The following is a 12,029-nucleotide window of genomic DNA, read 5'->3' on the forward strand; positions in this document are numbered from 1 at the left end:
AACCACCCGGTCGATCAGCTGAACGACCGGGTGGCCACCATCGAAGCCGAGGAGCCACCCGGGGTCAGGCCGTGGCCTTCTTGCCCCGTGTCGCCCCGCCACGCCCTCGCAGCGTGACGCCCGACTCACTGAGCATGCGGTGCACAAAGCCATACGAGCGGCCGGTCTCCTCGGCCAACGCCCGGATGCTCGCACCGGCGTCGTACTTCTTCTTCAGGTCTGCCGCGAGCTTGTCGCGCGCGGCGCCGGTCACCCGGCTGCCCTTCTTCAGAGTCTCGGCCACCCGTGCCTCCTCATGGGAAGTGCGCTCTGGTCCCCTCATGATCACCCCTCCGGGCTCTGATGGCCACCCATTCGGCAAGGTCCGTGAGACAAGGTTGTGACGACGGGAGCACACACCCACATGCGGAATACGGAATTCCGGAGACCGGTGTCCGTACGGCCGAACGGATTGGGCCGGGAAATGCCAGGTCAGAAAGGTGTCGCGGCCGAGCCCGGAAGAATCGGGGGCTCGGCCGCGAAATCGATGTAGGACACACCTCGGTACGAGGAGATCTCACACAGATGATGGATCACCACTGGGCCGAATGATCCATACGCCGTTGATCACGCATTCGATCAAGCGAGTGCGACGAGATCCGCGTAGTCGGCGCCCCACAGGTCCTCGACGCCGTCCGGCAGCAGGATGATCCGCTCCGGCTGGAGCGCCTCCACCGCGCCCTCGTCGTGCGTGACGAGGACGACCGCGCCCTTGTAGGTGCGCAGCGCGCCGAGGATCTCCTCGCGGCTGGCGGGGTCGAGGTTGTTGGTCGGCTCGTCCAGGAGCAGCACGTTCGCCGAGGACACCACGAGGGTGGCGAGGGCGAGTCGGGTCTTCTCGCCGCCGGAGAGCACCCCGGCCGGCTTGTCGACGTCGTCGCCGGAGAACAGGAACGAGCCGAGCGTCTTGCGGACCTCCACCAGGTCCAGGTCGGGGGCGGCCGAGCGCATGTTCTCCAGGACCGTGCGCTCCGGGTCGAGGGTCTCGTGCTCCTGCGCGTAGTAGCCGAGCTTGAGGCCGTGGCCCTTGATGACCTCGCCGGTGTCAGGCTCCTCGGCCCCGCCGAGAAGGCGGAGCAGGGTCGTCTTGCCCGCGCCGTTGAGGCCGAGGATGACGACGCGCGAGCCCTTGTCGATGGCCAGGTCGACGTCGGTGAAGATCTCCAGCGACCCGTAGGACTTCGACAGGCCCTCGGCCTTGAGCGGGGTCTTGCCGCACGGGGAGGGCTCGGGGAAGCGCAGCTTGGCGACCTTGTCGGACTTCCGCTCGGCCTCCAGACCGGCCAGCAGCTTGTCCGCTCGGCGGGCCATGTTCTGCGCGGCGACCGTCTTGGTGGCCTTGGCCCGCATCTTGTCGGCCTGCGAATGCAGCGCGGAGGCCTTCTTCTCGGCGTTCTGCCGCTCGCGCTTGCGGCGCTTCTCGTCGGCCTCGCGCTGCTGCTGGTAGAGCTTCCAGCCCATGTTGTAGACGTCGATCTGGGCGCGGTTGGCGTCCAGGTAGAACACCTTGTTGACGACCGTCTCGACCAGGTCGACGTCGTGGGAGATCACGATGAAGCCGCCGCGGTAGGTCTTGAGGTAGTCGCGCAGCCAGATGACCGAGTCGGCGTCGAGGTGGTTGGTCGGCTCGTCGAGCAGGAGCGTGTCCGCGTCGGAGAACAGGATGCGGGCGAGCTCGATGCGGCGGCGCTGACCGCCGGAGAGGGTGTGCAGGGGCTGGCCGAGCACCCGGTCGGGCAGGTTGAGCGCGGCGGCGATGGTGGCGGCCTCGGCCTCGGCGGCGTACCCGCCCTTGGTGAGGAACTCCGTCTCCTGCCGCTCGTACTGCTTGAGCGCCTTCTCGCGGGTGGCGCCCTTGCCGTTGGCGATGCGCTGCTCGTTGTCGCGCATCTTGCGGATCAGCACGTCCAGGCCGCGGGCGGAGAGGATGCGGTCGCGGGCGAGCACGTCGAGGTCGCCGGTGCGGGGGTCCTGCGGGAGGTAGCCGACCTCACCGGAGCGGGTGATGGTGCCGCCGGCGGGCATGCCCTCGCCCGCCAGGCACTTGGTGAGGGTGGTCTTCCCCGCGCCGTTGCGGCCGACCAGGCCGATGCGGTCGCCCTTGGCGACTCGGAAGGTGGCGCTTTCGATGAGGACGCGGGCACCGGCGCGCAGCTCGATACCGGAGGCGGAGATCACGGACAGACTCCAGGGCGGATACGGGGGCGGGATGGGCGGCTGAGGACGTTCCCGCCGTCTAATGCGCGAGGAGAATGGCCATGGGGACAGTCTAACGGGGACGTGCAACCACTTTTTCTGCGTTCGCTTGTTCGACGGCTGGCGCCGGACGAAAGGCCGTTGTCAGTGGCCGGTGGAAGACTGAGCAGCAGGCCTGATCCCGCTTCTCCGGCACCGGGACCGGCACGATCTCCCGGCAGGACACGCAGCGAGACACAAGGAAGTGATCGCCATGGCAGGCACGCCCGGTGAGCGTCCCAGTATCTACCCGACGCTGCTGTACGCGGACGCCAAGGCCGCGATCCGCCAGCTCACGGAGGCCTTCGGCTTCACGGAGCTCTCGGTGTTCGAGGGTGAGGACGGCTCGGTGCTGCATGCCGAGCTGACTCAGGGCAACGGCGCGGTGATGCTCGGCACCAAGGGCCGGGGCGGCGTGTTCGACGCGGCCATGAAGGACTCGGGCACCGCCGGGGTGTACGTGGTGGTGGACGACGTGGACGCGCACCACCGCCGCGCCGTGGACCACGGCGCGGAGATCCTGATGCCCCCGACGGACCAGGACTACGGCTCGCGGGACTACATGGCCCGGGACCTCGAGGGCAACGTGTGGAGCTTCGGGACGTACGCGCCCGAGATAGCCGGCTGACGGCCCGCGGGCCGTCAGCCCCCGGCTGCCGGCCCCGGCTGCCGCCGGTCCTAGCTGCCGCCGGTGTGGACCTGGAAGGCGGCCCGGCGTACGGCCTTGGCCAGGGCCGGGTCGGGGTGGGCCGCCGCGAGGGCGACCAGGACCTGCACGGTGCGCGGGTGCCCCACGGCGCGTACCTCGTCCAGGAGCATCGGGACGGTCGGCTGCACGGCGGACTCCAGATGGCGGACGAGCAGCGGGGCCTCACCGTGGTCGGCGACGGCGGCGGCGGTGTCCACCCACAGCCAGGTCGCCTCCTCGCGGGTGAGGACCTCGTGGGCGTCCTCCGGATCGGCCCCGTCGTGCTCGGCCAGCCACAGCAGCGCGTACGGCCTGAGCGTGGGCTCGTCCAGCACGGCGCGGACGTCCGGCTCGGCGGGGGCGCCCACGACGCGCAGCGCCTCGAAGGCGAGGCCGCGCAGCAGGGCGTCCTCGCCCCGGGCGGCGCCGAGGAGCTCGGCGACGGCGCTGCCGACGGTGCGGGCGGCGAGCCAGGCACGGTACTCGGAGCGGGCCGCGTTCGGACGCAGCTGCGCGCAGCCGCGGAGCATGTCCTCGGCCGCCTGCTCGATGTTCCCGGCGGGGCTCTGCGCGGCGACGCAGATCTGCTCCAGCTTGACCCAGACGGCCCAGCTGCCGAGCGGGGTCAGGGTGGCCTGGCCGTCGCCGTAGGTGAGGGCGCCGACGGAGGCGAGGGCACGCAGGGCCCAGTCGAGGAGGGGGGCGAGCGGGGCGTCGGTGGGCTCCGGCTCGGCCCGCGGCTCGGGCCGAGGGCCGTAGGGGATCTCGCAGCGGGCGGTGCGCAGCTCGGTGACGCGCTGCTCCAGGAGGTCGAGGAGCTGCTCCACGGGGACGGGGCCGGCGGACAGCTGGAGGAAGGAGAGCGTCTGCGGCATGGCAGAGACGACCTCGGCGACGGCGGCCGGCTCGTGCCCCTCGGGCTCCGGGTAGGCGAGCGACCAGGCGTCGAAGAGGGCGACCCAGCCGCGCAGCACGGCACTGTCGTCGCGGTCCCAGGCGCGCAGCCGCCAGCCGGGGCGGGCGCTGTCGCCGTGCACCTCGACGAGACCGGCGAGGCGGGCGGTGTCCCAGTCGGCTCTGACCTGAGCCGAGGTCAGGCCCAGCTCGCGGGCCGCCCGTTCGGCGGTCGCGTCGGAGAGGGTGGCCTTGCCGTCGGCGGTGGCGCTATCCCGGCCGGGGCCGAGCGCGGCGTCGGCCCAGCGGGCGACGCGGGCCGCGTCGGCCAGGCCTGAGCGTGCCATTCGGGCCAGCTCCGCCGGGGCCGGGGTGCCCTCCGGGGGGCGCGGTGCGGGTCGGCGCGAGCGCCGCTGGTTCATCGCTGGGGGGGCGGCGGCCAGGGGTCGCGGGCGGACGAGTCGAAGCCTGGAGTCGCGCGGGATACGGGACGTCACGGGTGCAGTCTTCCGGTTGACGGTCCGAAAACCCAAACGGAATGTCACGGCGGGCGACGGAGAGGGCCAAGGCACCGGGTCGCGGGAGCGGTCGATGACCGGGAACCGGCCAGTGGTACGACGCTAAACGGAATCATCGCGACCGGTCGGTCGGAAGCGGAGCGGACGTGGTTGCCACAGGGCGAGGGGGTGCGAACGAGGGGTGCGTGAGCTGTCGGCAGCGTGCCGTCCGCGCGACGGGCCGGACGACGGGCCGGACGACGGGCCGGACGACGGGTCACATGAGAGGGGTCACATGAGAGGGGTCACATGAGAGGGGTCAGGAAGCGCCGGAGCGCCTCCTCGTACGCCTGGGGGTCGGCGTTCCACATGGCTCCGTGCGGGGCGTTGCCGACGGTGTGGAGGGCGACCATGTCGGGGCGGGCGGCGGCGAGCCGGCGGGAGAGCTGCCAGGGGGCCACCGTGTCGCCCGGTCCGTGGAAGACGAGCGCCGGGACGCGCGGCCCGTCGGACGGGCCCGGGTCGGCGACGCGGTCGCCGTACAGGCCGGTGCGGCCCTGGGCGGCGCGGACCGCGAGGGGCAGCAGCGCGCCCGGGGTGCGGCGGGCGGCGGCGAGGGCGCGCAGGGTGGCCTCCCAGCTGAGCACCGGGGAGTCCAGGACGAGACCGGAGACGTGGTCGCGCAGCCCCGAGCGTTCGGCGGCGCGCAGGGCCATGGTGGCGCCGGTGGACCAGCCGTGCAGGACGACTTGGCGGGCTCCCTGGCGCACGGCGTGGCGGATGGCCGCGTCGAGGTCGCGCCACTCGGTCTCGCCGAGGTGGTTCAGGCCGTCGGGTGGGCGGGGTGCGCCGAGGTCGCCGCGGTAGGCGAGGGCGAGTACCGGGAAGCGGCTGCGGTGCAGGAACCCCATGACGTTCATGGCGAGTTCCCGGGTGGTGCCCAGGCCGTGCACGGCGATCACCCAGGTGTCCCGGGCGCCGGGGACGAACCACGCGGGCAGGGAGCCGAGTTCGCCGATGATGTCGATGTCGGCGTGTTCGAGGCCGAGGGCGGTGCCGGGGTCACCGACGTACACGTTCGGGGTGAGCCAGGCCTTGTCGCCGGGTTCGAGGGTGCCGTGCGTGACGCTCTCCAGGCGGCGCACGACGGTGTCGGCGGCGTGCGGGGCGCCGGTCAGGACGGGGCCGACGATCGCGTGGGAGCCGTCGCCGCTCAGGCCGTACCGGCCGGGCCGCAGGGCGGCGAGGTCCCGGGTGAGGCTGATCTGCCCGGCGGCGGTGCCGTGCACGGTGAGCCGGGGCTCGGTGGGCAGGGGCCGGCCGGGCGGCGCCTTCAGCGCGGCGTCGCTGGCGAACCGGCCGGCGGCCACGGCGGCGGCCCCGGCCCCCAGCACGGCGGTGACGGCAGCGGCCGTCGCTCTGACAGTGCGCACGGCACCAGTGTCCTGGCGGATTCCGCGAGCGACCAGTGGGAGGCAGCGGCGGGGTGAGGCGGGCGACGGGACGGTCAGCCCGGCTGGCCGTACCCGCGCAGGCGCTCCTCCACCTCGGCCAGCTGCTGCCGGGACAGCAGGCTGGGGGCCGGACCCGGCACGGATGCGGCGGTGAGCCACAGGCGGCACATCCACTCCAGCTGGGCCGTGCGGTCGTAGGCCTGGGCGAGGGTGGTGCCGTGGGTGACGGTGCCGTGGTTCTGCAGGAGGCAGCCGGAGCGGCCTTCGAGGGCACGGAGCATGCTCTCGGCCAACTCGTCGGTGCCGTACGTGGCGTACGGGGCGACCCGGACGGGTCCGCCGAGCGCGGCGGCCATGTAGTGGATCAGCGGGAGCTCGCTCACGAGCGTCGAGACGGCCGTCGCGTGCACGGCGTGGGTGTGGACGACGGCACGGGCGTCGGTCGACCGGTGGACCGCGAGGTGCATGGGCAGCTCGCTGGTCGGGACGAGCGTGCCGAGGACCTGCCGGCCGTCGAGGTCGACACCGGTCACGTCACCGGGTGACAGGCGGTCGTAGGCAACGCCCGACGGTGTGACCAGGACGGTGTCGCCGACGCGTACCGAGACGTTGCCCGACGTGCCGACGACGAGCCCCTCGGAGACCGTCCGGCGGGCCGTCGCGACGAGTTCCGCCCAGGCGCTCGCCTCCTCAGGGCGCACACCCCTCCGCCGTGACTCCCCCGCACCCTGTCCGCCGTCTCGTGCGCCCTTCGCGCCCCGCGCGTCACCTCGCTGCTCAGCCATGCGGCGATCCTGCCAGGCGGGATCTCAAAGCGCCGCCGGACGGGGGCACTTCAGACAGGGACCCGACCACAGGGGGGCGCGGACCGTCACAAAGGATCGCGTAGATCTTCTTGGCTGAGTTCTTCGGACATTGAATGATCTTCCAGTACGCTCTGGGGGATTTGCCGTGCACGCCGCCATTTCGGGGGGAATCACATGGCCCGTGACCACACGCCGACCCGACGCCGCAGCCGATTACTCGTGGCGTACGCGGCGGCACTCGCCCTGGGCGCGACGGCACTCGCCGAGGTTCCGGCCTCGGCGGCGAGCGGCCCGCGAGGGCACGACGTCTCGTCCCACCAGAAGAACGTCGACTGGCGGAGCGCGCGGGCACAGGGCGCCCGCTTCGTCTACGTCAAGGCGACCGAGTCCACCACCTACCGCAACCCCTACTTCGAACAGCAGTACAACGGCTCACGGCAGGCCGGCCTCGTGCGCGGCGCGTACCACTTCGCGCTGCCGGACCGGTCCTCGGGCCGGGCGCAGGCGGCGCACTTCGTGCGCAACGGCGGCAGCTGGACCGCGGACGGCTGGACACTGCCGCCCGCGCTCGACATCGAGTACAACCCGTACGACAAGCGGCGGAAGTGCTACGGGCTGAGCAAGGCGGGGATGGCCGGCTGGATCAAGTCGTTCAGCGACGAGGTCCGGCGGCTCACCGGCCGCCGTCCGGCGATCTACACGACCCCCCACTGGTGGAACACCTGCACGGGCCGCAGCCGCGCCTTCGCCGCCGATCACCCGTTGTGGATCGCCCGCTACGACGCGTCGAGCGCGGGTACGCTGCCGGCCGGCTGGTCGGCCTGGACCATCTGGCAGCACGACAACGGCAGCGGCCCCCTGCCGGGTGACCAGAACGTCTTCAACGGGTCACTCGATCGACTGAAGCGGTTCGCGCGAGGGGCCTAGGCCCCGGGGGCGCGGGGAGCCTGCCAGCAGGACGGAACGGCAACCCTCGCCCGTGGACACTCCCGCGCCCCTCTCAGTTCATCTTCCGTTCACTCGGGTTACCTACGTTCGTCCAGCCAACGACCTCGAACGATTGCCTGGGTAAATGGAAAGCTTCTCGCTGATCCTCGCGATTGTGGTGGTAACCGCACTCGCGTTCGATTTCACGAACGGTTTCCACGACACCGCGAACGCGATGGCCACGACCATTTCCACCGGCGCCATGAGACCGAAGGTCGCGGTGGCCATGTCGGCGGTCCTGAATCTGGTCGGCGCCTTCCTGTCCGTCGAAGTCGCCAACACGATCTCCAAGGGCCTCGTCGACGAATCCGGCATCCGTCCCGAGGTCATCTTCGCCGCCCTGGTGGGCGCGATCCTCTGGAACCTCCTGACCTGGCTGGTGGGTCTGCCGTCCAGCTCCTCGCACGCCCTGATGGGCGGCCTGATCGGCGCCACGATCGCCTCGGCGGGCGTCGGGGCGGTGCACGGTGACGTGCTGGTGACCAAGGTGCTGATCCCGGCGATCGCCGCTCCGCTGGTCGCCGGCATCGCGGCGATGCTGGCCACGCGGCTGACGTACACCCTCGGCAAGAAGGCCGACGGCAAGGCGTCCCAGAAGGGCTACCGGGCCGGCCAGATCGCCTCCGCGGGCCTGGTCTCCCTGGCACACGGCACCAACGACGCCCAGAAGACGATGGGTGTCATCACCCTCGCCCTGGTCGCCGGCGGGGCAGTCGCCCCCGACTCCGACCCGCCGATGTGGGTCATCATGTCGGCGGGTATCGCGATCGCGCTCGGTACGTACCTCGGCGGCTGGCGCATCATCCGCACCATGGGCAAGGGCCTGACCGACCTCCAGCCGCAGCAGGGCTTCGCCGCCCAGACCAGCGCGGCCACGGTCATCCTGGCCTCCTCGCACCTCGGTTTCTCCCTGTCCACCACCCACTCCGTGTCCGGCGCGGTGATGGGCGCGGGACTCGGCCGCAAGGGCGGTGTCGTCCGCTGGTCGACCGCTACGCGGATGTTCGTCGCGTGGGCTCTGACGCTCCCGGCGGCGGCCCTGGTGGGCGCGCTCGCCGAGTACGTCACCGGCTTCGGCGACTGGGGCACCGCCGTGGTGGCCGTCTTCCTGGTCACCTCCAGCGCGGCGATCTGGAAGATCTCGCGGCGTGAGGTCATCGACCACACCAACGTCAACGACACCGAGGAGGCGGAGCCGGCCGGTGTGGTGACCACGGCGATGGCCGCGGTGACGCCGCCGCCCGCGGGCAGCCCGGCCACCGACGAGCCGGTCCCCGCGTTCCCGGCGCAGGCCACCTCCGAGCGGGCCCCCTCCACGACCACCCCGGTCTGACCCCGGCCACCGGTTACAAGGAAGAGTCTCTGAGATGAAGATCGACTGGGCGGCCCTCGGCTCCGTCTTCGGCGTCAGCCTCGTGGTCACCGTGGCCCTGGTGGGCCTGTTCACCCTCGGCATCACCGGCCTGTCCCGCCGCGAGCGGGCGGTCGCGGCGGGAGGCTCCGCGGGCCTCGCCGTCACCGGCGCGTACGCGTGCTTCGCGGCCTGCGCGGCGGCCGTGGGCTATGGCATCTACCTGATCATGGCCTGACGGCCCGACCGCACGATCGTGTCCGCCGGACGGCACGGGGCTTCGGCCCCGTGCCGTCCGGCGGACGTGTGCGCAACGGGCGATGTGGGGTTCTCCACACTCTCCCCGCGCAGGTCAACGGCAAGTTGACGGCAGTTCGCGGCCGTGGTGGACTGCCCGGGCCAGTACGGCGGCAGGAGAGGAAGCCGGTGCGAGTCCGGCGCGGTCCCGCCACTGTCACCGGGGCAGCCGTCCCCGGGAGCCAGGAACTCTCACCGCCGGTCTCTTCGAACCAGGGCGTGGACACCCTGAGTGAGGACATATCGCCATGCGCGGCTGCCGACCGATGTTCAACACCGCACCCCCGTCTGCCCCCTTGGCCGGCTGAGCCGATGGGTGCTGCCGGTCGCGTCTTCGCGTACGGCGCCGCCGCCGGTCTGATCGGTGACCTGCTGCTCGGCGATCCCCGCCGGGGGCATCCGGTCGCCGCGTTCGGGCGGGCCGCGGGTGCCGTGGAACGGGTGTTGTGGCGGGACCACCGCGGGTGGGGCGCGCTGCACACCGCCGTGTGTGCCGGAGGTGCCGTCGCGCTCGGGGCCGTCGCCGCGCGTGCCGTACGCGGTTCCGCTGCCGCCTCCGTCGCCCTGACCGGTGCCGCCACCTGGGCCGTCGTCGGGGGGACTTCACTGGCCCGGGAGGCCGGGACCATCGGACGCGCGCTGGAGGCGGGCGACGTCGAAGCGGCCCGGGCCCGGCTGCCGCATCTGTGCGGGCGGGACCCGCAGGCCCTCGACGCCGACGGCATCGCCCGGGCCGTGGTCGAGTCCGTCGCCGAGAACACCTCCGACGCGGTCGTGGGGGCCCTCGTGTGGGGAGCGGTCGGCGGGGTGCCGGGGATGCTCGGCTTCCGGGCCGTCAACACCCTGGACGCCATGGTCGGGCACAAGTCGGGCCGGTACCGGCGGTACGGGTGGGCCTCGGCGCGGCTGGACGATCTCGCGGGGTGGCCGGGGGCGCGGCTGACCGCCGTGCTCGCGGCGTCGGCCGGGCCCGATCCGCGCGGGGCCGTGCGGGCCTGGCGGGCGGACGCGGCGAAGCATCCGAGTCCCAACGCCGGTCCTGTGGAGGCCTCGTTCGCGGGGGCGCTCGGGGTGCGGCTGGGCGGGACGCTCTCCTACGGCGGACGGGTGGAACACCGGCCCGTGCTGAACACACGGGGGCGGGCCGTCGGCACGCACGATGTGGAACGGGCCGTGCGGCTGTCGCGGCGCGTCACCTGGCTCGCGCTCGGGGTGTGCGCCGGCGCGCGGCTGCTGAAGAGGGGGAAAAGAGCATGAGCGGTGGGCTTCTCGTCGCCGGGACCACCTCGGACGCAGGCAAGAGCGTCGTGACGGCGGGCATCTGCCGGTGGCTGGTGCGGCAGGGCGTCAAGGTCGCGCCCTTCAAGGCGCAGAACATGTCCCTCAACTCCTTCGTGACGAGGGAGGGGGCGGAGATCGGGCGGGCGCAGGCCATGCAGGCGCAGGCCTGCCGGATCGAGCCGACCGCGCTGATGAATCCCGTGCTGCTCAAACCCGGTGGCGAGCAGAGCAGTCAGGTCGTGCTGCTGGGCAAGCCGGTCGGGGAGCTGAGCGCGCGGGGGTATCACGGCGGGCGGCAGCAGATGCTGCTCGGGACGGTGCTGGACTGCCTGGAGCAGCTGCGGGGCACGTATGACGCGGTGATCTGTGAGGGGGCCGGTTCTCCCGCCGAGATCAATCTGCGGCGGACCGACATCGTCAACATGGGTATCGCCCGCAACGCCGGGCTCCCCGTGCTCGTCGTCGGCGACATCGACCGGGGCGGTGTCTTCGCCTCGTTCTTCGGGACGGTGGCACTGCTGTCCCGCGAGGACCAGGAGTGCGTCGCCGGGTACCTGGTCAACAAGTTCCGCGGGGACGTCTCCCTGCTGGAGCCCGGGCTGGAGATGCTGCACGGCCTCACGGGGCGGCGGACCTACGGCGTGCTGCCGTTCCGGCACGGTCTCGGCATCGACGAGGAGGACGGGCTGCGGGTGTCGATGCGCGGAGCCGTCCGGGAGTCCGTCGTCGCGCCGCCCGTCGGGGAGGACGTGCTGCGGGTCGCGGTCTGCGCCGTGCCGCTCATGTCCAACTTCACCGACGTCGACGCGCTGGCCGCCGAACCGGGCGTCGTGGTGCGGTTCGTGGACCGACCGGAGGAGCTGGCCGACGCCGACCTCGTCATCGTGCCCGGGACGCGGGGCACGGTCCGGGCCCTGGAGTGGCTGCGCGATCGGGGGCTCGCCGAGGCCCTGGTCCGCAGGGCGGGCGAGCAGCGGCCCGTCCTCGGCGTCTGCGGCGGCTTCCAGATCCTCGGCGAGCACATCGAGGACGACGTCGAGAGCCGGCGCGGGCACGTCGACGGGCTCGGGCTCCTGCCCGTGCGGGTGCGGTTCGCCCGCGAGAAGACCCTCACCCGGCCGGCGGGCGAGGCCCTCGGGGAGCCCGTCGAGGGCTACGAGATCCACCACGGGATCGCCGATGTCCAGGGCGGTACGCCCTTCCTCGACGGCTGCAGGGTCGGACAGACCTGGGGCACGCACTGGCACGGCTCACTGGAGTCGGACGGGTTCCGCAGGGCCTTCCTGCGCGAGGTCGCCGCCGCGGCCGGGCGGCGCTTCGTGCCGGCGCCGGACACCTCCTTCGCCGCCCTGCGCGAGGAGCAGCTCGACCGGCTCGGCGACCTGATCGAACAGCACGCGGACACCGACGCGTTGTGGCGGCTCATCGAGACCGGCGCACCGCGGGGCCTGCCCTTCGTCCCGCCGGGAGCGCCCGCATGAGCGCTGGGTTTCCGGCTTT

At 72.5% G+C, this 12,029-nt stretch carries 11 protein-coding genes and 1 riboswitch; of the genes, 6 read left to right on the plus strand and 5 right to left on the minus strand.

Annotation, left to right across the window (positions count from 1 at the left end; translation table 11 throughout):
* Positions 1-64: 64 nt before the first annotated feature.
* Positions 65-283 (minus strand): helix-turn-helix domain-containing protein, encoded by a 219-nt coding sequence (locus ACWD1U_RS30080; RefSeq protein ID WP_010037790.1) that lies wholly within the window; start codon positions 281-283, stop codon positions 65-67.
* A 335-nt stretch (positions 284-618) separates the two neighbouring features.
* Positions 619-2,217: an ABC-F family ATP-binding cassette domain-containing protein gene (locus tag ACWD1U_RS30085; RefSeq protein WP_451112232.1), complete on the minus strand. Its 1,599-nt coding sequence runs from the start codon at positions 2,215-2,217 to the stop codon at positions 619-621.
* Between the two features lie 271 nt (positions 2,218-2,488).
* On the opposite strand from ACWD1U_RS30085, the gene ACWD1U_RS30090 reads away from it, so the two are divergent.
* On the plus strand, positions 2,489-2,902 hold the full coding sequence (locus ACWD1U_RS30090; RefSeq protein ID WP_451112233.1) for a VOC family protein: 414 nt from the start codon (positions 2,489-2,491) through the stop codon (positions 2,900-2,902).
* A 50-nt stretch (positions 2,903-2,952) separates the two neighbouring features.
* Here ACWD1U_RS30090 and ACWD1U_RS30095 read toward each other — a convergent pair whose 3' ends face one another.
* The 3 genes from ACWD1U_RS30095 to ACWD1U_RS30105 all read right to left on the minus strand — a co-directional run bounded on the left by ACWD1U_RS30095 (position 2,953) and on the right by ACWD1U_RS30105 (position 6,592).
* A complete protein-coding gene (locus ACWD1U_RS30095) occupies positions 2,953-4,203 on the minus strand; it encodes a hypothetical protein (RefSeq protein WP_451112235.1) in 1,251 nt (416 codons plus the stop codon).
* A 455-nt stretch (positions 4,204-4,658) separates the two neighbouring features.
* Positions 4,659-5,786 carry an alpha/beta hydrolase gene (locus ACWD1U_RS30100; RefSeq protein WP_451112237.1) on the minus strand — a complete coding sequence of 376 codons (1,128 nt, stop codon included), beginning with the start codon at positions 5,784-5,786 and terminating at the stop codon, positions 4,659-4,661.
* Between the two features lie 74 nt (positions 5,787-5,860).
* On the minus strand, positions 5,861-6,592 hold the full coding sequence (locus ACWD1U_RS30105) for a class II aldolase/adducin family protein (RefSeq protein ID WP_451112238.1): 732 nt from the start codon (positions 6,590-6,592) through the stop codon (positions 5,861-5,863).
* A 195-nt stretch (positions 6,593-6,787) separates the two neighbouring features.
* Between ACWD1U_RS30105 and ACWD1U_RS30110 the strand changes: the two genes are divergently transcribed.
* From ACWD1U_RS30110 to ACWD1U_RS30130, 5 genes are all read left to right on the plus strand, one after another.
* Positions 6,788-7,540, plus strand: coding sequence for a lysozyme (locus ACWD1U_RS30110; RefSeq protein WP_451112239.1), 753 nt, complete (start codon positions 6,788-6,790; stop codon positions 7,538-7,540).
* Between the two features lie 145 nt (positions 7,541-7,685).
* The gene (locus ACWD1U_RS30115; RefSeq protein ID WP_451112240.1) at positions 7,686-8,933 is read left to right on the plus strand and encodes an anion permease; all 1,248 of its coding nucleotides are present in this window, start codon (positions 7,686-7,688) and stop codon (positions 8,931-8,933) included.
* A gap of 34 nt (positions 8,934-8,967) precedes the next feature.
* A complete protein-coding gene (locus ACWD1U_RS30120) occupies positions 8,968-9,189 on the plus strand; it encodes a hypothetical protein (protein ID WP_451112241.1) in 222 nt (73 codons plus the stop codon).
* 178 nt (positions 9,190-9,367) lie between these two features.
* A riboswitch (cobalamin riboswitch) is annotated at positions 9,368-9,440 on the plus strand.
* Positions 9,441-9,560: 120 nt separating this feature from the next.
* Positions 9,561-10,505, plus strand: a complete 945-nt coding sequence (locus ACWD1U_RS30125; protein WP_451112243.1) for a cobalamin biosynthesis protein — start codon at positions 9,561-9,563, stop codon at positions 10,503-10,505.
* On the plus strand, positions 10,502-12,010 hold the full coding sequence (locus tag ACWD1U_RS30130) for a cobyric acid synthase (protein ID WP_451112245.1): 1,509 nt from the start codon (positions 10,502-10,504) through the stop codon (positions 12,008-12,010). The genes ACWD1U_RS30125 and ACWD1U_RS30130 overlap by 4 nt, the downstream gene beginning before the upstream one ends.
* Positions 12,011-12,029: the final 19 nt, after the last annotated feature.

The sequence above is a fragment of the Streptomyces sp. NPDC002788 genome (assembly GCF_053592115.1).